General features: G+C 43.7%; 22 protein-coding genes. 5 read left to right on the forward strand and 17 right to left on the reverse strand.

What is annotated here, in order from left to right:
* Positions 1 to 7: 7 nt before the first annotated feature.
* The 3 genes from NSQ26_RS09490 to NSQ26_RS09500 all read right to left on the reverse strand — a co-directional run bounded on the left by NSQ26_RS09490 (position 8) and on the right by NSQ26_RS09500 (position 1,746).
* Entirely contained in the window at positions 8 to 823 is an 816-nt protein-coding gene (locus NSQ26_RS09490; RefSeq protein WP_499717958.1) for a YfkD family protein, read from the reverse strand.
* A gap of 390 nt (positions 824 to 1,213) precedes the next feature.
* A complete protein-coding gene (locus NSQ26_RS09495; RefSeq protein ID WP_499717959.1) occupies positions 1,214 to 1,546 on the reverse strand; it encodes a hypothetical protein in 333 nt (110 codons plus the stop codon).
* Between the two features lie 41 nt (positions 1,547 to 1,587).
* Positions 1,588 to 1,746: a hypothetical protein gene (locus NSQ26_RS09500; protein ID WP_499717960.1), complete on the reverse strand. Its 159-nt coding sequence runs from the start codon at positions 1,744 to 1,746 to the stop codon at positions 1,588 to 1,590.
* Between the two features lie 168 nt (positions 1,747 to 1,914).
* Between NSQ26_RS09500 and NSQ26_RS09505 the strand changes: the two genes are divergently transcribed.
* Positions 1,915 to 2,073: an FbpB family small basic protein gene (locus NSQ26_RS09505; protein WP_090774233.1), complete on the forward strand. Its 159-nt coding sequence runs from the start codon at positions 1,915 to 1,917 to the stop codon at positions 2,071 to 2,073.
* 123 nt (positions 2,074 to 2,196) lie between these two features.
* Here NSQ26_RS09505 and NSQ26_RS09510 read toward each other — a convergent pair whose 3' ends face one another.
* From NSQ26_RS09510 to rnhA, 4 genes are all read right to left on the reverse strand, one after another.
* The gene (locus NSQ26_RS09510) at positions 2,197 to 3,978 is read right to left on the reverse strand and encodes a M3 family oligoendopeptidase (protein ID WP_499717961.1); all 1,782 of its coding nucleotides are present in this window, start codon (positions 3,976 to 3,978) and stop codon (positions 2,197 to 2,199) included.
* A 144-nt stretch (positions 3,979 to 4,122) separates the two neighbouring features.
* Positions 4,123 to 5,886: a M3 family oligoendopeptidase gene (locus tag NSQ26_RS09515; protein ID WP_499717962.1), complete on the reverse strand. Its 1,764-nt coding sequence runs from the start codon at positions 5,884 to 5,886 to the stop codon at positions 4,123 to 4,125.
* Between the two features lie 218 nt (positions 5,887 to 6,104).
* Complete coding sequence (locus tag NSQ26_RS09520) at positions 6,105 to 7,466, reverse strand: aldehyde dehydrogenase (RefSeq protein ID WP_499717963.1); 1,362 nt, start codon at positions 7,464 to 7,466, stop codon at positions 6,105 to 6,107.
* Positions 7,467 to 7,496: 30 nt separating this feature from the next.
* Positions 7,497 to 8,120: a ribonuclease H gene (rnhA, locus tag NSQ26_RS09525; protein WP_499717964.1), complete on the reverse strand. Its 624-nt coding sequence runs from the start codon at positions 8,118 to 8,120 to the stop codon at positions 7,497 to 7,499.
* A 118-nt stretch (positions 8,121 to 8,238) separates the two neighbouring features.
* Between rnhA and NSQ26_RS09530 the strand changes: the two genes are divergently transcribed.
* On the forward strand, positions 8,239 to 8,490 hold the full coding sequence (locus tag NSQ26_RS09530; RefSeq protein WP_499717965.1) for a hypothetical protein: 252 nt from the start codon (positions 8,239 to 8,241) through the stop codon (positions 8,488 to 8,490).
* 52 nt (positions 8,491 to 8,542) lie between these two features.
* Here the strand turns inward: NSQ26_RS09530 and NSQ26_RS09535 are convergent, their stop codons facing one another.
* Together NSQ26_RS09535 and htpX are read right to left on the reverse strand one after the other, a co-directional pair.
* The gene (locus NSQ26_RS09535) at positions 8,543 to 8,866 is read right to left on the reverse strand and encodes an AbrB/MazE/SpoVT family DNA-binding domain-containing protein (protein WP_499717966.1); all 324 of its coding nucleotides are present in this window, start codon (positions 8,864 to 8,866) and stop codon (positions 8,543 to 8,545) included.
* A 237-nt stretch (positions 8,867 to 9,103) separates the two neighbouring features.
* Positions 9,104 to 10,018 (reverse strand): protease HtpX, encoded by a 915-nt coding sequence (htpX, locus tag NSQ26_RS09540; protein ID WP_499717967.1) that lies wholly within the window; start codon positions 10,016 to 10,018, stop codon positions 9,104 to 9,106.
* 251 nt (positions 10,019 to 10,269) lie between these two features.
* On the opposite strand from htpX, the gene NSQ26_RS09545 reads away from it, so the two are divergent.
* Complete coding sequence (locus tag NSQ26_RS09545) at positions 10,270 to 11,691, forward strand: ISLre2 family transposase (RefSeq protein WP_499717674.1); 1,422 nt, start codon at positions 10,270 to 10,272, stop codon at positions 11,689 to 11,691.
* A 581-nt stretch (positions 11,692 to 12,272) separates the two neighbouring features.
* Here NSQ26_RS09545 and NSQ26_RS09550 read toward each other — a convergent pair.
* From NSQ26_RS09550 to NSQ26_RS09585, 8 genes are all read right to left on the reverse strand, one after another.
* Positions 12,273 to 12,377, reverse strand: coding sequence for a putative holin-like toxin (locus tag NSQ26_RS09550; protein ID WP_245701021.1), 105 nt, complete (start codon positions 12,375 to 12,377; stop codon positions 12,273 to 12,275).
* Positions 12,378 to 12,563: 186 nt separating this feature from the next.
* Positions 12,564 to 13,355, reverse strand: a complete 792-nt coding sequence (locus NSQ26_RS09555; protein ID WP_499717968.1) for a DUF2785 domain-containing protein — start codon at positions 13,353 to 13,355, stop codon at positions 12,564 to 12,566.
* A gap of 12 nt (positions 13,356 to 13,367) precedes the next feature.
* A complete protein-coding gene (locus NSQ26_RS09560; RefSeq protein WP_499717969.1) occupies positions 13,368 to 14,705 on the reverse strand; it encodes an amidohydrolase family protein in 1,338 nt (445 codons plus the stop codon).
* Between the two features lie 81 nt (positions 14,706 to 14,786).
* Complete coding sequence (locus NSQ26_RS09565; RefSeq protein WP_499717970.1) at positions 14,787 to 15,848, reverse strand: nitric oxide synthase oxygenase; 1,062 nt, start codon at positions 15,846 to 15,848, stop codon at positions 14,787 to 14,789.
* 56 nt (positions 15,849 to 15,904) lie between these two features.
* Positions 15,905 to 16,621 carry a trehalose operon repressor gene (gene treR / locus NSQ26_RS09570; RefSeq protein ID WP_499717971.1) on the reverse strand — a complete coding sequence of 239 codons (717 nt, stop codon included), beginning with the start codon at positions 16,619 to 16,621 and terminating at the stop codon, positions 15,905 to 15,907.
* Positions 16,622 to 16,631: 10 nt separating this feature from the next.
* Positions 16,632 to 18,305, reverse strand: a complete 1,674-nt coding sequence (gene treC / locus NSQ26_RS09575; protein WP_499717972.1) for an alpha,alpha-phosphotrehalase — start codon at positions 18,303 to 18,305, stop codon at positions 16,632 to 16,634.
* An 88-nt stretch (positions 18,306 to 18,393) separates the two neighbouring features.
* Positions 18,394 to 19,824 (reverse strand): PTS system trehalose-specific EIIBC component, encoded by a 1,431-nt coding sequence (gene treP / locus NSQ26_RS09580; RefSeq protein ID WP_499717973.1) that lies wholly within the window; start codon positions 19,822 to 19,824, stop codon positions 18,394 to 18,396.
* 249 nt (positions 19,825 to 20,073) lie between these two features.
* Complete coding sequence (locus NSQ26_RS09585; RefSeq protein WP_499717974.1) at positions 20,074 to 21,402, reverse strand: oligosaccharide flippase family protein; 1,329 nt, start codon at positions 21,400 to 21,402, stop codon at positions 20,074 to 20,076.
* A gap of 165 nt (positions 21,403 to 21,567) precedes the next feature.
* Here NSQ26_RS09585 and NSQ26_RS09590 point away from each other — a divergent pair, with 165 nt between their 5' ends.
* Together NSQ26_RS09590 and NSQ26_RS09595 are read left to right on the forward strand one after the other, a co-directional pair.
* On the forward strand, positions 21,568 to 21,837 hold the full coding sequence (locus tag NSQ26_RS09590) for an AbrB/MazE/SpoVT family DNA-binding domain-containing protein (protein WP_499717975.1): 270 nt from the start codon (positions 21,568 to 21,570) through the stop codon (positions 21,835 to 21,837).
* Complete coding sequence (locus tag NSQ26_RS09595) at positions 21,837 to 22,172, forward strand: type II toxin-antitoxin system PemK/MazF family toxin (RefSeq protein WP_499717976.1); 336 nt, start codon at positions 21,837 to 21,839, stop codon at positions 22,170 to 22,172. Before NSQ26_RS09590 ends, NSQ26_RS09595 begins: the two co-directional genes overlap by 1 nt.
* Positions 22,173 to 22,187: the final 15 nt, after the last annotated feature.

The following is a 22,187-nucleotide window of genomic DNA, read 5'->3' on the forward strand; positions in this document are numbered from 1 at the left end:
TTTATGTTTAACGTAAGTTGGTTGAAGCAATAAATGTAAAAGATAAATGATCTTGAACAGGTATCCACGCACCAATTCCTTGATCGGTAATGTTTTTTACTTCTAAAATCGGTTTGCCACCACGTAATGTAAAATAGACTTCTCCGTAAGTGACATTGCCCTTCTCATGAACAGCTGGCACATATCCATACAAATAGCCCGCTTGTTGAGGAGGTACATTGTACGTTTGACTTTTACGCGTTCCTTGACCAATGACTGTATCAAACGCAAGCGGCAAATTTGTTTTTTCTGCTGCATAAATCATCATCATCTTTTCAACAGCTTCAGCGTTGGGGATTTTCGCTGTCAATCCACCTGAAATTTTCTTCTGCTGTTCTTGATAATACGACATCTTCCGCGGTGCGTTTCCACCACGATTATCAATAAAATTGGTGTTTACTTTTTGGTATTCCCAATTTACTTCTGTTCCCTCTGACTCATAAGATAACGGCCAAGCTCCCAAATAAATGGATAATTTTGTCGCAAAACCAAGGCGAGCAAACTGTACAGTCGATTCATTCATAAGTCGGATTAAATCAGGATTTTCTATCTCTTCTTCTGTAGAATCGAGTAACTTCTGAGCTAATTCACTCGGTTGTAAATAAGGCAAGTCTTGCGTAGCATTTTTATATGTGTTTTCTTTTGAAATAGATAACACAGATTGGGGCACAGCAAATGAGCTTTCTTTTGTTTTATCGTCTACGCCTTCTGCAAACGACTGTGGCAACCAAAAAGATTGGAGCAGTATACAAATTAAGATCATCCACGTCATTCGTTTCATCATGCTTCCTCCTCATGTTCTTCATTGAAATAGTGTAACCGTAGTGTTTGACTTTTTTTTCATTTTATCCGTGAAATCATACTCCCACAAAATGCCAAAAAGAAGAGGCAGCAACGAAAACGTTGCTACCTCTCTACCTAATGACATATACTTCTGCTTCTGGGATAAAATCGATTGTTGTCTTTTGGAAACACCTCATTTCAATCATGTTCATCGGACACGGTTGAATGATTCGTTCCTTTGCTCAACGCAACCACCTCATTCTTTAAAAGAAAAAAGTGTAAGACAAACAACATCTTGCCCACACGCCTTGCAATGTCAATAATGTCAATTAGGAAGGACTGCAGCGTATGCCGCCGTCCTTATATCGTAATATTTCCGACTTTCTTTTTTCTATACATCTGTCGGCTCTTTTATCTCTCCTAGCGCTTCTTTCGCCACGTGTAACGCTTCTTTCGAGGACGTGCGTAAATGGCTAACTGCTTCCACAACGGTTGTCACATCAGTGACGATCTCTTGTCCCAAACCCCGCATCTCTTGAAGCGCTTCTTTTGTTTCTTCGATAATATGTGCACGATTGTCCTTCATAAAAGTCACTGCTTCACTCACTTTTTGTTTCGCTTGCCGCATGCCTTTACATGCATTTGTACGCCATTCTTTTTTTGTTAAAATTGACCCAATAACGACAGCTGTTGCTACCACAAACACAACACGTTTTTTCGTCATATCTTCTCCCTCCTTACCACGCTCCTTTATTGTAAAACATTTTACTTGTTTGTGCAGCTTTCACAATTGTATACACCTAATAAATATTCGTCTGTTGTTGACTGAGAAAACTGCATCCCTTGATTTCTCTTTATTTGTGCGATCTCTTCTGCTAATTGAGCAATTTGTTGTTCAAGTATACTTAAACGATGTTCACTCATTTGACTTTCCTCCTCTCAACCTTTCGTGCTCCTATATTTCAACAAAACTTCTGCTTTCATTCACTAAGAAATCAATTTATAAAATGTTTGTAACAAAATTGCTGTTGTAATCTAAGTAGGCCATGGTATAATTTATGTTAAGAAATATTCTAAATAAAGGTGGAAATTATGCGAAAAAGACATTTGATTCGTTTCGAAGAGTTGGTTGATCAAAATCGTCGTGATTTATTGAACGACGAAGAGGCGCTCACACAAATTGACGACAAATTATACGAGCGTGCGCAGAAGAAAGATCGTTTAGAGAAAAAACGAAAACGGTTCCAGTAAGTTCAAACCGTTTCTTTCATACATCATGGCACATAACCTTATCATGATCATTTTGGAACGTTTTGTTCGAAAAGACTAAATAGGCATGATCCTTATGCTCTTCGGATCATGCCGTTTTTATATTTATAGCGACAAAAACTTCTCCACATCCACCAACACAACATCGAGGGCCTCTTGCCAAAACTGAGGCGTTGTTAAATCAACACCTAAATGCTTCATTGCCAAATCTTCCATCGTCATACTGCCGCTATCTTCGAGCAGTGCAATATATTGATCTTCAAATGATGCCCCCGACTTTAACGCCTGCGCGTAAACGCCAAGACTAAATAAATATCCAAATGTGTATGGGAAGTTGTAAAATGGCGCTGACGTAATATGAAAATGCTCGACAGAAGCCCATAAATACGGGTCGTACGTCGCAAGCCGATCGCCATACGCCTCTTGCTGTGCTGCAACCATCAATTCATTTAAGCGCTCCTGTGACACCATCCCGTTTTTACGCTCCTCATAAAAACGTGTCTCAAACAAGAAGGTCGCATGGACGTGCTTGAGATAAACGAGCGCACGAGCAAGCTTATTCTCGATCATCATTTTCTTCGCATGATTATCTTCTGCTTCTTCGACAAGCGCATCCGCAACCATCATCTCGGCCAACGTCGATGCCGTTTCCGCAATGCTTAATGGGTATTCTCGCGTCATAGCATATGGTTCATTTTTTAAACACCAGCTATGGTACGCATGGCCAAGTTCATGCGCCAGAAAGGCCACACCTGTCATTGATCCCTCATACGTCATGAAAATACGTGATTCGCCTAATAAAGGAAAGCCCGTACAAAACCCACCAGGGCGTTTGCCAGTACGATTTTCGGCCTCTACCCAACCGTCACGGAGTGCCATCTCAGCGAAATCGGCCATCTTCGGACTGAACTTACGGAAATGCCGAATGATCAAGTCACATGCCTCGTTATAGGAAACTTCATTGTCTCCTTTATTTTTTGATGGTAAAGGCGCGTGAACGTCATGAAAATGAAGCTTCTCAACGCCAAGTAATGTCGCTTTTGCATCCATATAACGGTAAAATCGCGACTGATTTTTTGTAATTGTCTCCCACATCGTCTGTAATGTTTTTCCTTGCATCCGATTTAGCGCAAGTGGCTCCTGCAACACATCGGACCAACCTCGTGCCTCATATAAATTTAAACGAAAGCCTGCTAAACGATTTAATGTTTGCGCAAATAACGGCGCTTCTTGTCCCCATGCCTTTTCATACGCTTTAAACGCGCGCAATCGCACTGTCCGGTCTGGCCCGTCAAGCTTTCTTAATAATTGCTCTGCTGATAGCATGTTTGTCTTGCTGTCTTCTTCAAAGGGGATTTCCATTCGGCTGATGGCTTCATCATATACAGATTGCCACGCATGATAACCGTCTTTTGCTAAACGTTTGACTAAGCTCTCTCTCTCTAAATCCATTTCGTCCTTCGCTTGCTGCCGCATCTCAGAAAGGACAAAAGCAAGTGGTTTTAATGCCTCTTCTTCTAACAAAACCGCAAATTCATTGTCCTTTAGCTCTCTTAAACGGGTCGACAATCGCAGACGTAAGATATCATACTTCACACTTTGTGCTTGTAAACGTTCCTCTAACAACAATGCTTGCTCATCGTTGACATCTTGTGAAACCAAGCATTCTACAAATGAGTCCGCATGATCTAAACGATCACTCAACATATTAAGCGCAAGCGTCCATTCAGCAATCGTTACATCACATATCGAACGGTCCAACCATGTTTGCAACAATTCTTCTGTCTCCTGCAAAAAGACTGAAAATGTTTTTGAATGACTTCCTCCTTCAAAAAATGAATCTAAGTCCCACTTCATTCGATAACTTGTCATGTTCGTATCCGTCATGCGCTCCCCTTCTTTCTCTCTTTGAAAATAAATTGATTCTTATCGTAGCACGCCATTTTTTACTTGTCCATTTATATTCTAAAAAAATTGTTAAAAAGAACAACAGCATGACCCTCGCGCAGGATCATGCCATTTTTGTTCGTATTAAAGCGCTAAAAACTTGTCCACATCAGCCAACACAACATCGAGGGCCTCTTGCCAAAACTGAGGCGTTGTTAAATCAACACCTAGATGCTTCATTGCCAAATCTTCCATCGTCATACTGCCGCTATCTTCGAGCAGTGCAATATATTGATCTTCAAATGATGCCCCCGACTTTAACGCCTGCGCGTAAACACCAAGGCTAAATAAATATCCGAATGTGTACGGAAAGTTGTAAAATGGCCGCATCGTAATATGAAAGTGTAGTTTCGACGCCCAGAAATACGGATCATATTCCGACAATTGGTCGCCATATGCTTCTTTCTGTGCTGCAACCATCATTTCATTTAAGCGTTCCTGTGACACCATGCCGTTTTTACGTTCTTCATAAAAGCGCATTTCAAACAGAAAGCGCGCATGGATATTCATAAAAAATGATAACGAACGAGAAAGGTGATTTTCAACTAACATTTTCTTCGTCGCTTCGTCCTCTGTCTCTGCCAATAGCGCATCCGCAACAATGATCTCTGCAAAAGTTGACGCCATCTCGGCAATACTCATTGGGTACTCTTTCGCTAATTGAACGGGTTTATTTTTTAAACACCAGCTATGGTATGCATGACCAAGCTCATGCGCCAATGTCGCTACATTTGCCATCGACCCATCGTACGTCATAAAGATACGCGATTCTCCAGACAACAAAAAGGTCGTACAAAAACCACCAGGACGTTTTCCGGCCCGATTTTCAGCCTCTATCCACCCATCGCGGAGCGCCATCTCAGCAAAATCAGCCATCTTCGGACTGAACTTACGGAAATGCCGAATGATGAGATCACACGCGTCATCATATGGTATATCGCTTTGTTCTTTATTTTCCACTGGTAAAGGAGCATGAACATCACGAAAGCTCAGCTTCTCAACACCAAGTAACTTCGCTTTTTCATCCATGTATCTGTAAAAACGCGACTTATTTTTTGTGATTGTCTCCCACATCGTCTGTAATGTTTTTTCTTGCATACGATTAAGGGCGTGTGGTTCTTTCAACACATCATCCCAACCGCGCGCCTCATACAAACTTAAGCGGAAACCAGCTAAACGATTTAATGTTTGGGCAAATAGTGGTGCTTCTTTGCTCCATGCTTTTTGATATGCTAAAGAAGCACGCTCGCGCACTGCCGTGTTTGGACTATCCAGACGATTAGACAGCTGTCCTGCCGACAATATTTTTGTCTCGCCATCTTCTTCAAACGGGATTTCCATCCGACCGACTGCTTCATTATATACAGACTGCCAAGCATGATAGCCATCTTTCGCGAGGCTTGCTGCCAAGTGCTCGCGTGCTGGATCCATTTCATCCTTCGCGTGCTGGCGCAACTCAGAAAGCGAAAAAGCAAATGGTTTTAATGCTTCTTCCGTGAGTAATGTCGCAAACGCATCATCTTCTAGTTCTCTTAAACGTGCTGCCAAACGCAAGCGCAATGACTCAAATTTCACACCTTGTGTTTGCAACTTTTCTTCTAACAACAAGGCCTGATTGTCGTTCACGTCCTGTGCAATTAAACACGACACAAACGAAAACATCTCATTGATCCGTCCAAACAGCATGTCAACGGCGTGTGTTAACTCGGAAATGGTTACATCAGTTTCAGGACGATCTAACCATGTTTGAAACAACGTATCTGTCTCCTGTAAAAATGCAGCCAATTCCTCTGACTGACTTCCTCCTTTAAATAAAGAGTCTAAATCCCATTTCATTGGATAACTCATCTCTCTCGCCCACTTTCTCTCTCTATTTCGTTATACGAATGACTTCTATCCTACCATAAAATTTCTATTGTAAGCCATAATGAGCACTACTGATCATCACGACCAATGTCACAACACCAGCGATGACCCAATACTTTTCTTCGCTTGTCCACTTTTTTAACAATGCGTTCGCCCCCTCTTCGTCACATCCTATGAGGGGGCGAACAACATTATGACGTTTATTTCATCAATCTCCGAATGACTTTTTCTCCCAGCTTACCTGTTTGATAACGGAACGGAATATCGACTGTTGTTGACTGTTTCAGTAAACTTTTTTGATGCGAGAACGTGCGGAAACTCTCATCACCATGATAGGCACCAATGCCACTAGGCCCTTTCCCTCCAAACGGTAAATGGACATTTGCTACATGCATCAACGTGTCATTAATACAGCCACCGCCAAATGAGACTTGCGCGGTAAACAGCTCTTGTATCGCTACATCTTCTGCAAATACATAGAGTGCGAGTGGATTAGGCAGCGCGTGCAAGCGCGCAAGCACGTGATCCTCATTGTCATAAGGGATGACTGGCAAAATCGGACCAAAAATCTCTTCTTGCATCACCGCAGATTCCCATGACACATCCGTTAAAATGGTCGGGGCAATCATACGCGTTGACATATCGTGTTGTCCGCCAAGCGCGATCGTTCCATCATCAAAATACGCACACAACCGCTTAAAATGTCGTTCATTTACAATTTGTGTGTACGTCCCGTCGGCGGTTCGTTCAGAGAACAACTTTAATGTTTGTTTTTTTAATTGCTCAAGAAACGGCTCATACACATGTTGATGAACGAGTACATAGTCTGGGGCAATACATGTTTGCCCTGCGTTCGAAAACTTTCCCCACGCAATCCTTTTCGCTGCCATTGTAAGTTTCGCTGTTTTATCTACAATTGCCGGGCTTTTTCCACCAAGCTCCAATGTGTGCGGCGTTAAATGGCGGGCAGCTTTTTCCATGACAATCTTTCCAACCGCAACGCTGCCCGTAAAGAAAATATAGTCAAATGGTTGATCTAAAAGTGCTGAAGCTACCTTTGCGTCTCCCTCAACGACAGAGACCACCTCGGGTGAAAACGTCGCTGTGATCGCTTCTGCCAGGGCACGAGAAGTATGTGGTGTTAACTCCGACGGCTTCAATACAACGCTATTACCAGCCGCAAGCGCGCCAACTAACGGCGTGAGCGTTAATTGAATTGGATAGTTCCACGGCGCAATGACGAGCACACTACCATATGGTTCAGGCTGCACCCAACTGCGAGAACCGACATGTGAGGGAGGTGTCTTTATTTTGACTGGTTTCATCCACGCGGTTAAAGATTCAAGCGCGTGGGTAATCTCTTGATAAACAAAGCCAAATTCAGTCATATACGCTTCCGAGGACTGTTTATTTAAATCACGCTGTACCGCGGTGAGTAATGTTGACTCATAACGCTCCAACATCTCCTTTAACTTACGCAATTGCTGCTCTCGAAATGTCGCCGGTTTGGTTATACCGGAGCGTACGTATGCTTGTTGGCGCTCTCTCATATCCATGTTCATACAAATCCACCCTTCCACGCAAATGTACTGCTAACCTTTTCGCCCGTAGTCCGCCTTAATTTCACCCCATTGCTTCGTATGCCATTTTAATACCGGGGCATGGTCGCGGTTTTCCTTTAACCATTTTTCTGCTCGATCGACAAGCGCCCAAATTTCGGCGGTATCTGCTGTCCGCTTTAACGTTGCGTTCGCTTTTTTCTTTTGAACCCACCCGATTGCTGTTGTTGAATCAGAATAGACTGGCTTTTGTACCCCTAACTTTTTCACGTAGGCCAGCCCGTGCACAATCGCTAAAAATTCACCCATGTTGTTTGTGCCCATCTTCATCGGCTTTTTTTCAAATAAAATCGCACCCGTTTTTGTGTCAACCCCTTTATATTCAACAGGACCAGGGTTTCCGCGGCTACCTACATCAACACTAATGCTATCCCAAATGATCCCGGATTGATCCTTTACTTCTTTAGGTGATTGTTTTGCTACTGAAGCTGTATTTTGTGGGCCAGCCTTAAATGCCTCATCTGCTTCTTTCTTCGTATTGTATGATTTAAATCTTGCACCAGTAAATCCTTTTACTTGTTCTTCGCACGCTGACCAATGATCAAAAACGCCTTGCTTTCTTCCCTGCCAAACGACGTAATACTTCTTCTTTGCCACACACATTCCTCCTCACTTAGTACTTTAACGGAAATGCGTATGATTTACCAGCCTCAATCACTTGCCTGTATACACTTTGCCTCGGTTGACAATGATAATGAAAAAGGAGGTTTCGTACATGGATATTCACGTCAATGAACCCCTTGCTGCCCGAAAGCCTGGTGATATGATTTATACGAAGGATAACCATATGTATATCATCATTGAAGACAAAGGGGAGTCTTATCCATTTTTGCTTGTTTGTTTACAGACATTTACAGTCATTCAAAACTATGATTCGTTACCGACGTGGAAAGAGTTAGAAGAAGACATCGCGGAAGAAATTGAAGCAATTTATAAACAAGAGGATGCACGGCTAAGCGTATCTTGAGATGTACTCGTGCAAACGAGTTTGTTTGCACGAGTGTTTTAGACACTTGCTTTTATGATAATGCGACAACCTCTTTTTCTTCTTGTTCATCTTGAGGTGCGCTCATTTGTTTCTGGAGTTCCTCTAACAACTGCGTTGCAGCTCGTTTACTTATTACAATATTCCCATCCGCTAACAACAAATGCTCATGTGACGATTCGCCTGTTACCATACATGCTTTAATAGATGGTTCATATTTTTGCACAATAATCCGCTCTTCTTCAACATAAATCTCCATCGGTGTGCCAATTTCAAGCCCCATGACATTCCGGAGTTCCTTTGGTATCACAATCCGGCCTAGTTGATCAATCTTTCTAACAATACCAGTAGCCTTCAATTTATTTACCCCCTTATATCTATATATCCAGAAATCAAATGTCACCAGAAAAGTGACAATTCACTTCTATTTCAAGTACTACCCATATTTATTAAAACATGAGAACGCTTACTTTTCCAGTATAATGACTTATTAACATTTGATTTTTTTATTTTAAAAATATATCATTTATATTTACCGCTATATCATCCGTTTCTGCGCTAAAAAAACTGCCCCCTCATCGGAAGCAGTCCTCTCTTACATGCGCTCTAAACGAGCAATTCTTTCATCTAATTCTGGGTGAGATGAGAACAATCGCGCAATCCCACCTGGACCACTAATTTTCATTGTTTGTATGGCTGCATCATTTGTACCATGATCAACATGTGCTCTATCAATGTACGCCTTCAACGAGCGGAGTGCGTGTGCCATTTTGTCTCTGCCTGCCAAGTCGGCGCCGCCGCGGTCTGCATGAAACTCACGGTACCGCGAGAATGCCATGACAACCATACTACCAAGAATCGAAAACAAAATTTGAAACACAATTACTGCAATAAACTGAACGATAAACTGCATTTCCTCACGCACAAATCGTGATACAATAATTGCCGCCACACGAGATAAGAACACAACAAACGTGTTGACAATTCCTTGTAATAACGTCATCGTCACCATATCACCGTTGGCAACGTGCGCGACTTCATGGGCGATGACCCCTTCAATCGCATCATCATCCATGACATCAAGTAAACCGGATGAAACCGCCACAAGCGACTTTTTCTTCGATGGACCGGTCGCAAATGCATTGACTTCAGGTGAGTTGTAAATCCCCACTTCTGGCATGTGCATTAAACCTGCAGCACGTGATAGTCGGTGTACTTTTTCAACAACCATACGCTCGCGTGACGTGAGCGAACCGCCTGGATCGATGACTTTTACGCCCATCATTTTCTTTGCGACCCAGCGGGAAATGGCTAAAGAAACGAACGCGCCTGAGAAACCAATTACGGCACTAAATACGAGCAATGTCCCAAAGTCAATTCCTAGACCAGGACCACCAGTATGATACGAGCTATTCATACCAGTAAATCGGGTAATGAGCGACCAAACGATGCCAATTGTTGTTAACACCAAGATATTGGTCAATATAAACAGTAAAATTCTTTTTGGCATGCCTATCTTCCTCCTGTTCTTGCTTCAATATACCTGTCTTTATTTTACCACATTTGTATGTGTTTAAAAAGTGGTTGATGCTGTGGATGTATCTATTTTTAAGTATGTGTAAAATAGTTCTCGAGGACTGAAACACGTAATATTCCACATTGTGGAATATTGGGTGCAAAAGACTGGGCAAAAAAGAAAAGACCCTCTACAATAGATGTGTGCTGACCAAAGCAAATACATCTGGAGAGAGGAGTCTTTTCATGCTTTCTATTGTACACGAAATATACAACATAATAAAGACCAAAAACAACATGATAGAAGCTGAAGAAACCCTAAAACAGTTAATGGAAACGACCTTTGCTCGTATAACTGGAGAAGTTTTATCACAAATCGATCAAGAGCTCACGCAAAACAAGAAAAATGAAGGCTGGACTATGGAGCGGAAAGATGAGCGTACAATCCAATTTATGTTTGGATCCGTTACGTATGAGCGTGCGTTAATGAAAGACCGAAAAGGAAAGAGAAGCTATCCATTAGACGAATACCTCTGTTTTGTGAAATACCAAAGATATAGTCCACTTGTGGAAGTGAAAACGGCAGAATTAGCGAGCGAACAAACATACCGAGGCACAGCCAAAACGTTATCTGAATGGACCGCAGTGACGATGAGTCATCAGACCGTAGGAAAGATTGTAAAAGAAGTTGGTGAGGTCCAACAGAAAGCAGATGAAGCTCTTGTCCAAGAGCTAGAGGAAGCCGCAGAGCTTCCTGAAGGGAAGAAAGTAGACTATCTTTACGGAGAAGCTGATGGTGTATTTGTGAGAAGCACTCAGAAGAAAAAACAAATTGAAGTGCGCCACGCGATCACGTACGAGGGCTGGGATCTAAATGGGAAGCGTGTGAAGCTAACGTCTCCTTATGCCATCATGACAACGAAAGAAATCAATCGTTTTTGGCAAGAAGTCCAAGCTGTCACTGCTCACCGATATGCTCTTTCGGAGACACAAGTCGTCACTGGAAGTGATGGTGGCGCAGGTTATACACCAGATCGTTTTCAAGAAGCCTTTTCTCAATCAAACAAGCCTGTTTTGAATCAAATCGATGGCTATCATGTACAACAGTCTTTAAGCGCCGCATTTGGGGTAAAAAGCCATGAATATAAAACCAAAGCAAAACAAGCCTTAAAGGACCGTGACAAAGAGACTTTCACAAAATGGATAGACACGTACGAAAGTACGATCACAGACGAGAAGCATCTCAAGAGAATTGAGCAATGTAAAAAATATCTTTTATCCCAATGGGAGAGAATATTTGATTGGCGCGAGAAAGTGGCTGACCCACCCGAGAATGCGCGCTCCCTAGGTGCGATAGAATCAAACCAGCGACACATCTCATTTCGGATGAAAAAGAGAGGCATGCATTGGAGTAAAGCTGGGTGTGAAGCAATGGTCAAGGTCAAACAAGGGATCCTTAACAACACATTACGTAGCGTATACTTACACTTTAGAGGGCGAACAACGAGACAGCAGCGCGTGTTCCAACAAATAGTGACTCGTGCCAAGAAAAATCATGAACAAGCCGTGACCCCAAGTGTGCGCCAAGGAACATTTGCCCTGAACGGTCCTCATTCTTCTCCAATGGGCAAATTTGTGAAAGGAATGAAAGGCTATTTGGTAGGCTGACTTTTTGTCATCGGGATGAGCGAGAGAAGTTCGCGTGCGGGGTGATCCCCGCGGTTTTGCGTCTCAACCTGATGGAGCAGCACAAATGAAGGACGGGTGTACGAGCGTTTTTGCGTGTTAAACTAACTAAATGACCGAGCCATATAACTTGAAATGTCATCGGTCTATCGCTCGATCAGTGGCGTTTTTAGTCACACGCAAAATGGCAGAGGGCAAGGGGGGAAGGGTGGAGATTTTTGAGTGGTTTTCTCAAAAATACAACCCGGCCCTTGCCCTCTGCCAAGCCTCACGGAGCTAAATTTCGAAATAATACACGGCAATTATCAGTGCACAATTGTAGAGTGGTGAAATCATTGGTCTTTTAAGGCGCTCGAGAAATTCTTGACACATACATTTTTAAGGCAGGGTTGACGTGTATCACATAGAACATGTATACTCAAAGTAATTAATTGCATATTATATAAAAGACCACAGATGCCCAACCGCATCTATGGCCTGAAATAACAGGGTTCCCTTTAAGAGGGACGCCCGTTCGTATAGTGACAACCTGCCACCCTACTGCCTGGAACGCTTAAGGGTGGTTATTTCTTGGTTTTATCGCCATCTTGCTTTTGCGATAGCCCGATGATCGATACAATCAACCCGCCAAATGCAATCATGAGCACGAGCGCTTGAAATGTCGTCATCCCGCAACACCTCCTCTCAGAGGAAGTGGCGTCCACCCTTAAAGACCCTTCATGTTACTTCACTACGAGTATAGCACACCACGACCCACTTTAGAAAGCGTTATCATTATTGAAGTACCAGTGCTTTACTGCCCCAAAAGAGTCTCTTTCGTTTGGAGCAGTAAAGCAAAATGATCCTATCCACACCTACAACCCCCGAAACTGACGCACCGCTTGCTCAAGCATGTCTCTCACCTTGCGGTCCTCTACAGAAAAATAGAGAAACATGACATATGAAACAACATTTGTGCGACCATAAAAGAATGATAAGTTTGGCTTTCTTTTATAATCTTGCTGTAAAGCCACCAGCCTTTCTTGCATACTTACTAGCCCTGTTTGCACAAATGGTATGATCATATCCGCATCAAACTTCTTTTGCAAGCAAACGATTGGTTGTACGAGCCGCTCACTTTCGTCGTCAATGAACACATGTGCATGGAACAACGGCATGTAACTACTTACAAGTGTCCGTTCAATATGCGCCCGCTCATAGTAAGGGTGACAAACAAGCGCGGCTAATAAATCTGCGCCGTGGGCAATCGCATGGGCCCAACCTTTTCCCTCTACATAGCCACGCACATCTTTTTCGTGTTCTAAATAATGATGGCAAGAGGCGATCGTACGCTCATACAACGTGCGTTCAATCGCCACCGGTCCATTGACAGCTTCCGCAGCGACAAGTGCCGAAAAAGACCTCGTAAACACTGTATCCGTATTAACTTCGCCAATCCCGCGCTGAAGATTTAACACACATTGAGTCAGTACACGCGCAACTTGCACTGACGAAAGCGCGCCTGCCGACAACCATTGCTGAAATTGCGGGTAAATGACATTATCACGTACATGCGGGTCCGTATCACCAATTCGCGCAAGCGCCTCTTCTAATTGTTTGTCCTCTACGGTGCTCCCGTGCTGTATGCTCTTATCTATTTCCTTCACGCTGTTCCCCTCTCACTCACATGACTGCTCGTATTCTTTCATATATGCTTCAAATTCCTGAATTCGCTCATGGTACCACGCTTCTGTCACTTGATTTTCTTTTGCTTTAGCCACTTCTTGTAACTCCTGAGGATCATACAATTTCCCTGATTTGGCGACTTTCTCAATCGTGTCAATTGCAGTGATATTTTCTAGTGGATCTTCCCGTAGTAATATAAAGTCTGCTTTCTTGCCTACTTCAATTGCACCAATTTCCGTCTCTCCAAGTACTTGAGCCGGCACAATCGTTGCAGATTGTAGTGCCGCAAGTGGACTTAACCCACTTTCGACAAGCAATGCCAATTCACGATGAAGGGCATACCCTGGATGAATATAGACGATTGGTGCATCTGTCCCGGCAAGGATCGTGCCCCCAAGGCGGACATACGTTTCGGTGAAAGCCTTTGTATATTCAGTGATGAGTTGATATTTACTAGGTTCAACATGACTTGCTGTTTGATGCCACTGTTCTTGGAAACTAGCAAAGCATGAGTCCTCAACACGACTTGGCTGCCAATGATCCTCTTTGCGTGCCATCTGATCAAACAACACAGTCGTCGGCACAAGCACGACATTACGTGATAACAAGTGCTCACATAGTGCCTCTATCTTAGCCCACGGCATATCACACTGACGTACACGCTCATATTGATGCGCATCCCCGAGATAACGCCAGTCGGGAAACAACGCTTGCATCATGCCAGAATTATGTTCTAAAAACTTCACACCCATACCTGCCGCTGACCGCGCATCTACTTCTGTCGACACCATAATATCAGCGCTCACATCTAGCCCACACGCTTGTGCCTCACGCACCACCGCCGCCATCACTTCTTTTTTCAAGCGTCCATATACTTTAATAAACCGCGCCCCAAGTGACGCTTGACGCCGTACTTCTCGTACTGCTAAAGCTTCGTCTTCCGTCGACAGCGTGCCAATGCTTGTTTCTCCCCACAAACCTGGCACACCGTCAATCAACCGGTCAGTCGTGTATAACCGTGGGGACGGTGCGGTTTCCTCTGCTTCTAATAACGATGACAACAAAAAGAAACTACCGGCTGTGTTCCGCACCGTTGTCACACCCGCCGCTGTAAATAAAGGCGCGTAACTCGGCATGATGTGGCAATGGCTATCAATCAGTCCAGGTAACATAAAATAACCTTTTCCATCTAAAAATACACCTGCATCTTCGGATGGTGGTGCCGTTTGTAACGCCGCAAAGCGACCTGCGTCAATTTTCACATTGTACAAGTCATACTGTCCTGTCCGTACATTTAATACATTCACGTTTGTCATCCATTGTGCCGTCATCACATCTCTCCCCTTTCAAGCGCTACCTAACTTACATGTACGTTTATACTTAAATTTGGTTTCAACAAAAAAAAGAGCCGCTTACCCATACGGCGCCTGCTCATAAAAAAAGTTTGGTGTCTTCACCTCATTGCGATATGCTTGATGGAAAATGTTCGTTTGTGCTGGCGAAACGGGCGGAATGAGCCATGTCCAATCACCTGTTACTTCACGACTTTGTCTGTGCTCTCGCTTGCAAAATTGCTCGAACTGTTTCGCCGCGGTATGGTGATCAACAATGCTGACACCTGCTTTTTGATACGAATAAAGCACCGCGCGGTTTAACTCAACAAGTGCCTCATCACGCCATAACGTTGACTCGTGGGCCATATTCAACCCTAAGAGATGCGCAATATGCGGCAAACAATTATAGCGAAAATCATCGGCTAAATTGCGGGCACCAATTTCAGTCCCCATGTACCAACCATTAAATGGCGCTGCAAAGTAGGAAATCCCACCAATTTCTAATCTCATATCAGAAATAATTGGCACCGCATACCATTGTAAATTGAGCGTCGCAAATGCTGGCAGCGTTGGATGAGTGATGGACACTTCTTGTACGATCTCAGCAGGGATGGGGAACCATTGCGGCTTGCTGTCGTCAATGGACACAACAAGGGGCAACACATCATACGGCGTACCTGCCCCACGCCAGCCAAGTTGTTCGCAAATACGCGTCAGTGCGAGCGACGCCGGATCCCCGATGACTTGTCCATTCCGCTCATATCCGGCATAGCGCACAAGTTGATGATTCCAAATACGCATCCGTGACCCTTGCTGAAAAACCGTAATCGTTGGGATCACCTTCCCACCATTCGTCGCATAAGCAATGTGATGATATAACGCTTGAACAACATCTTCCATCCGGTTTAAATGACGGGCGTCATGTACATGCAGTCGCTCCCAAAATAAGCGCCCAATACAACGATTACTGTTGCGCCAAGCTACTTTTGCCCCAAAAACAAGTTCATCATATGTATGTGTGTACGTTCCTGTCGCGCGAATCTCAACCAACACTTCTTCTAAACGTTGCCTTTTTTCTTCCTCGAATCGATTCAGTTCATCATAATATTGTGTAATAAATGTCCGCGCTGCCGCTTCCATCACGATCACCCTTCGTTTTTGAAAGTAAAAAAATTAAGAGGTAGGAAAACCTACCTCTACTGTAGCACACGCCGGGCAAAGTCGACAAAACGAAACTTGTCCGGTCGGTGACGTGATGCTGTATATTGGAACAGGGTCGCGTCGTCTAAGTACGTATAACTACGCACGACGACGACATGTGTTGCGCCATGCAAATCTAAATGGGCTTGATCTGCCTGAGTCGCTTCTTCAACAACGATTTCCTTCTTGGCAAAACTAATCGTAAGCCCGAGTGTCCCTTCAATATACGCATAAATACTGCCTTGGCAAATGTCTTGTGTCAAACCCGGGATCACCGCAACCGAAAATAACTCCTGATCTAAAATGACCCGCTCGCCTTCAATCGTGCGCACCCGCTCCACCGCCCAAACGGGGTCGCCTTCTATTAAATCCAGACGCGTTGCCGCTGTCGACGTGGCTGGCTGCTGTTCAAAGCGAATCACGTCTGTCAATGCACTGAGCGCGAGCTTCTCATTCAACTCTTGAAAACTCATCACACCTGAAAAAGGAAACTCAAGGCGAGCAAAATCCAACACAACGGAGCCTTTCCCTTGTACTTTCTGAATATAGCCGTGTTCAGAAAGGAGCTTTAATGCTTTCCGAATCGTTTCACGCGACACTTGAAACCGATCTGTCAGCTCATGCTCAGATGGCAGTAAACTGCCCGGCTCATATCGACTAGCCCGTATCTCATCAGCTAACTGTTGATATACAAACCGAAACTTACTTTTCACGTCCAATCGCCTACTTTATTAAATGAAATACAACCGTTTCATATGGCCTAAGCGAAACTGTTTCTTTTAGTCCACATGGCTCATCATAATTGCTAATGAGCACCGTTTCCTTTAACGATACCATATGTGATGGACAAATGAAATCCGTTTTCTCCTCATAGAAATTGGATATAACGAGGAGCAGCTCATTCTCGGCTCGGCGCGTGTACGCAAACACGTGTGGATGATCAAGAGAAAGTAGCTCATAATCGCCGGTTGTGATCACGTCATATTGCTTCCGCAACGCAATCAACTTTTGATAGAAATAAAAGATCGAATCCGGATCCTGAAGTGCTCGTTCAGCATTGATTTCCGCATAGTTACGACTCACATCAATCCACGGTGTGCCTGTTGTAAAACCAGCATGGCGCTCGTCATTCCACTGCACCGGCGTCCGTGAATTGTCACGAGATTTTTGCTTTAAAATCGCAAGAATATCTGCTTCAGCAACACCGTCTCGCTTCAACTGCGCATATATATTTAATGTCTCGACATCACGATACGAAGAGATGTCTTCAAAATGCGGGTTCGTCATCCCAAACTCTTCACCTTGATAAATGTACGGCGTCCCTTGCATCATGTGCATCGTCGCAGCAAGCATTTTAGCCGATTGTTTATGGTACGTCGTATCATTTCCGTATCGACTCACGACACGCGGTTGATCGTGATTACACCAAAAGAGCGCATTCCAACCACCACCCGCGTGCATCCGCACCTGCCATTCAGATAAAATTTCCTTTAGCTGCCGAAAATCAAAATTAGCCACCGTCCACTTTTCACCGTTTGGATAGTCAACTTTCAAATGATGAAAATTGAACGTCATTGACAGTTCTTGTCGATCCGGACGCGTATACAAAATGCAGTCTTCGATCGTTGTTGATGACATTTCTCCGACCGTCATGCTATCGTATTTTGTTAACACTTCCTGGTTCATTTCATGCAAAAACTCGTGCACCCGGGGACCGTCTGTATAAAACTTCCGCCCATCCCCGGGCGCGACAGAGCCATCATCATTTGGAAAGCGCTGATCTTTTGAGATTAAATTGATGACATCTAAACGGAAACCATCAATGCCTTTGTCAAACCAAAAATGCATCATATCGTATACGTGGCGGCGGACGTCTTCATTTTCCCAGTTTAAATCCGCTTGCGACACGTCAAATAAATGTACATAATAGTCATTCGTCGCTTCATTATATGCCCAGGCACTGCCACCAAACTTAGACTGCCAATTCGTTGGTGGACCATCTCCACGCGCTTCTTTCCAAATATAGAAATCGCGGTAACGCGCGTCTTTACCCATCTTCGCATTTTGAAACCACTCGTGATCTGTCGATGTATGATTGACAACCAAATCCATAATCAATTTCATCCCACGGGCATGTGTTTCTCCGAGCAGCTGCTCAAAATCAGCCATCGTCCCATACTCTTCGTGAATGTCATAGTAATCGGCAATATCATAACCATTATCTTTTTGCGGGGACGTATACACTGGCGTAAGCCAAATGACGTCAATCCCGAGTTCTTTTAAGTAATCAAGCTTTTCAATAATCCCTTGCAAATCACCGACACCATTGCCCGTCGTGTCATTGAAACTCTTAGGGTAAATTTGATAAACCGTACTTTTTCTCCACCATTCGTTCATGTCAACTTTCATCCTTTCCAATCGGAAACAGGAGGGCGACACATTGGTCATCCTCCTTTTCCTCCTCAATCCTGGCCTTAAAAATCATCTACTCCTGCAAGCTCTTCGGCTTAAGCACCTTCCCGTAAAGCACTGTCAGCAAGAATGGGACGATAATAACAATTAACATGCCAATAAAGAATGGGAACCAATCACCTGGGCGGATCGACACAATCCCTGGCACACCACCAACCCCAACGGAATTGGCCAGCACCCCAAACATTGTAATGAACATCCCGGCAATCCCGGCACTAACAATTGCCATGAAAAACGGGAAACGGAAACGTAAGTTCACCCCGAACAACGCCGGTTCTGTAATCCCGAGCCATGCCGATAAACCGGCTGTTGTTGACAACCCTTTTAAGTTCGCATTTCGCACTAAGAAATACATTGCAAACGCTGCTGATCCTTGGGCAATATTTGATAACGCTAAAATTGGCCAGAGGAATGTACCTCCCGATGTAGTCCCTGCTGTTAACTGTAAATCAATCGCTAAAAATGTATGGTGCATGCCGGTAATCACGAGTGGACCATAAATGATCCCGTATAAGAAACCCGCAACCCACGGAATCGTATCAAACAACCAAATGAATCCATCGGCAATGCCATTTCCAATTGCAAACGTCGCAGGGCCGATGAAAGCAAATGTTAAAAAACTGGTTACCAATAATGCAACTGGGGCAACTGTCAACAAATGAATTGCATCTGGAATCCGTTTCTTTAAGAAAACTTCGAGCTTAGCCAAAATGATTGATGCAACAAACACTGGTAAAACTTGTCCTTGATAGCCAAGTTTGTTAATTTCAAAACCAAACAAATTCCACGTCGGAATCTCACCAGCTGCTTGCGCTTTCCCGTAATCCCATGCATTTAATAATGCCGGATGAACGAGAATCAATCCGATCACAATCCCAAGCAGTGGATTCCCACCAAACCGCTTCACTGCCGACCAACCAATTAACGCTGGCAAAAAGGTAAAGGCAGTATTGGCAATGACATGAATAATATCGGCAAAGTCAGCCCATTGCGGATAATGATCAATGATCGAACCTTCTGCAAAGAAAATCCCGCCACCAGTTAAGACATTATTTAACCCCATTAACAAACCCGCTGTCACGATCGCTGGTAAAATCGGGATAAATACATCTGCTAGCACTTTAATCGCGCGCTGCAATGGGTTGCCTTTTTTCGCAGCTTCTTCCTTCACTTCTTCTTTTGACTGTTCCGACCGTCCTGTGAGCGCCATCAATTCTTGATACACTTTCTCGACAATGCCATTCCCTAAAATGACTTGAAACTGACCACTCGTCGCAAATGCTCCTTTCACTTCTGGCACTACTTCAAGCGCTTTTGTGTCAACTACGTTCTCATCGTGAAGTACAAGACGTAAGCGTGTCACACAGTGCGTCGCGGATGAGATATTTTCCACGCCACCAATCGCAACCAAAATTTGCTCAGCGGCTTGACGATACTTTGACATCATTTTTCCTCCTCTGTGAGCGTTTTCATCGTTCAATCTATAACTTGTATATACAAATAATAACGATTTAATCTTATCTTGTATATACAAATTTGTCAACTGTTCCTGTTCATTACCTTTTATTCCCTCTATATTAAAAGCTTGTCTGACTTAGGCTTTCACAATGCTCGCTCCTTCATTCACCAAATACTACACACGCTACACAAATAAAAAAACACCCCTTTGGATGCCTTTTTATCTAGCACATTATTAATTATAGATCGTTCTCTCTCCTAACCACGCATTCAACGATAGCCGCTTACAAATCGTTATATAATGAAGCAACGTCAACAATACCGCTCCCACATTCATTCCTAAAATAATGCCATCCATTTGTAAACTTGGCATAGAACCAAGGCCCAGCATCACGCAAAAGGCAACGGTTGTTGCGTATAACGAATGTAAAAATGCATCTTTCACTAGACCTATACCAATTAAATACGCTTGCAATGGCGTCGCAAAATAATGAAACAAAAAGTAAGGTATCAGAATCTTTAAATACGAGGCTGCCTCTGATGGCGCAAAAAACAAATTCGTGATTGGTTCCGCAAAGAAATAAAACATGAGCACTACCGGTGTCCCGTAAACGACCGTGACAAGTAGTGATATGCGTAAGTACCGGTGCAGAAGTGGAAAGTCTCTTTTCGCGTATCCATCAGAAACAATCGGGATGAGCACAACAAGCAATGCGTGCGCAATAAAAGAGGGGAAAAAACCGATTGTAAAAGCAATCCCAGACAACTTGCCGTATTGTACAAGCGCCGCACTCTCCAACATCCCCGCCATGACCAATGTTTTCGTAATAAAAAACGGCTTGATTGCAAACGTCGCAGAATGAAAAATACGTAAGCCTGTTGTTGGAATCGACACTGCTAACAACTTTTGCCGCACTTCCCGGGCCGAAACGGGTTTCACTTCTTTAGTTGCTTTCGTCTCTCTTATTTTATTTATAAATACAACGAGCAAGTAAATAAGCACGAGCACTTCACTTAATTTTAGGGCTAACAGCGCCATGAAAATCGCCACCGTACTATCAAAAGAGAACAGCTGAAAAACGAGTAACAAACTCCCTAATTGTGCAGCGCGACGAATGATATTGGCAATCGCAATTTTAGCCGTATGACGTGCACCAATTAAATAGCCTCTCGCAACCGAAGAAAACGTCACAACTGGTACGAGCAACAATAACAACCATCGCACGCCGTCATGATATGCATCAAGCACAGACAAGTGCGGCAATACAAGCAAGGCAAGTGCCATTACGACAGCCGCACAGATGAATGCGAGTTGTAGAGCACTCATTAATATTTTCCAATGATAGACCGTTTCTCTTTCCGCTACTAATTTTGAAATGGAAACAGGTAATTCCATACTCGCTAAAACAACGACAAACAACATCGTCGGCAAAATCGCCATATATAAACCAAACGCTTCATCACCTAGCTCGCGCGCTAATATAACATTAATGAAAAACTCTAAACATTCACCGACAAAAGCGGCGCCACTTAACAACAGCACCCCTCGAAAAAATGTCCGCACGCCCATCTCCCCTTTGTCCTCTTCATCAATTTATGAGACAAGCGGGGGAGAAAGAACAGAGAAATCGATTGTTAGTAGCGAAAAAGTTTGGCTTCCGACTTCTGATTTCTGGATAGATGTATATACTATGTATAGACAAAGCCCGATTGGAGTGGTACCATAAAAATGAAAGAAAAAAATGAACAAGGTGTGATGGCGATGTCAACAAAAGTTCAAAAGTGGGGAAATAGCCTCGCTATCCGGATCCCAAGTCATTTTGCTGATCAACTTGCACTTCAACCTGGATCAGAGGTGACGCTAACTGTAGAGGAACAAGTGCTCACCTTAAAACCAAACAAGCCAAAACCTACTTTACAAGACCTACTCGCTGATGTTACCCCAGAAAACCGCCATGCCGAAATAGATTTTGGCACAGAAGGGAATGAAATGTTGTAATGACTGTACCAAACCGGGGCGACCTCGTCTACTTAAATTTTCAACCCCAGTCGGGACATGAACAAACAGGAACACGCCCCGCCATTGTTTTATCGCCAGCCCCCTTTAATCAAATCACCGGTTTTGCTGTTGTTTGTCCAATCACACGCCAGCAAAAACATTACCCATTTGAAGTACCCTTACCAAATGGACTAGCTGTCGAAGGCGTCATTTTGACCGACCAAATCAAAAGTTTGGATTGGCGTAGTCGCCACCTTAAAGTAAAAGGAAAAGCGCCAGATGACATTGTTCGCGACTGTTTAGTCTTGATTCATACATTCATCGGAAGCGAGTAATATAAAAAAAGAGCG

It is taken from the genome of Bacillus sp. FSL W7-1360 (genome assembly GCF_038592975.1).
Classification (GTDB): Bacteria; Bacillota; Bacilli; order Bacillales; family Bacillaceae_D; genus Shouchella; species Shouchella lonarensis.

Coding starts and splice junctions, on each gene's coding strand:
- NSQ26_RS09490 (WP_499717958.1), bottom strand. CDS start 823: ATGATGAAACGAATGACGTGGATGATCTTAATTTGTATACTGCTCCAA.
- NSQ26_RS09495 (WP_499717959.1), bottom strand. CDS start 1,546: ATGACGAAAAAACGTGTTGTGTTTGTGGTAGCAACAGCTGTCGTTATT.
- NSQ26_RS09500 (WP_499717960.1), bottom strand. CDS start 1,746: ATGAGTGAACATCGTTTAAGTATACTTGAACAACAAATTGCTCAATTA.
- NSQ26_RS09505 (WP_090774233.1), top strand. CDS start 1,915: ATGCGAAAAAGACATTTGATTCGTTTCGAAGAGTTGGTTGATCAAAAT.
- NSQ26_RS09510 (WP_499717961.1), bottom strand. CDS start 3,978: ATGACGGATACGAACATGACAAGTTATCGAATGAAGTGGGACTTAGAT.
- NSQ26_RS09515 (WP_499717962.1), bottom strand. CDS start 5,886: ATGAGTTATCCAATGAAATGGGATTTAGACTCTTTATTTAAAGGAGGA.
- NSQ26_RS09520 (WP_499717963.1), bottom strand. CDS start 7,466: ATGAACATGGATATGAGAGAGCGCCAACAAGCATACGTACGCTCCGGT.
- NSQ26_RS09530 (WP_499717965.1), top strand. CDS start 8,239: ATGGATATTCACGTCAATGAACCCCTTGCTGCCCGAAAGCCTGGTGAT.
- htpX (WP_499717967.1), bottom strand. CDS start 10,018: ATGCCAAAAAGAATTTTACTGTTTATATTGACCAATATCTTGGTGTTA.
- NSQ26_RS09545 (WP_499717674.1), top strand. CDS start 10,270: ATGCTTTCTATTGTACACGAAATATACAACATAATAAAGACCAAAAAC.
- NSQ26_RS09550 (WP_245701021.1), bottom strand. CDS start 12,377: ATGACGACATTTCAAGCGCTCGTGCTCATGATTGCATTTGGCGGGTTG.
- NSQ26_RS09560 (WP_499717969.1), bottom strand. CDS start 14,705: ATGACGGCACAATGGATGACAAACGTGAATGTATTAAATGTACGGACA.
- NSQ26_RS09565 (WP_499717970.1), bottom strand. CDS start 15,848: ATGGAAGCGGCAGCGCGGACATTTATTACACAATATTATGATGAACTG.
- treC (WP_499717972.1), bottom strand. CDS start 18,305: ATGAACGAATGGTGGAGAAAAAGTACGGTTTATCAAATTTACCCTAAG.
- treP (WP_499717973.1), bottom strand. CDS start 19,824: ATGTCAAAGTATCGTCAAGCCGCTGAGCAAATTTTGGTTGCGATTGGT.
- NSQ26_RS09590 (WP_499717975.1), top strand. CDS start 21,568: ATGAAAGAAAAAAATGAACAAGGTGTGATGGCGATGTCAACAAAAGTT.
- NSQ26_RS09595 (WP_499717976.1), top strand. CDS start 21,837: ATGACTGTACCAAACCGGGGCGACCTCGTCTACTTAAATTTTCAACCC.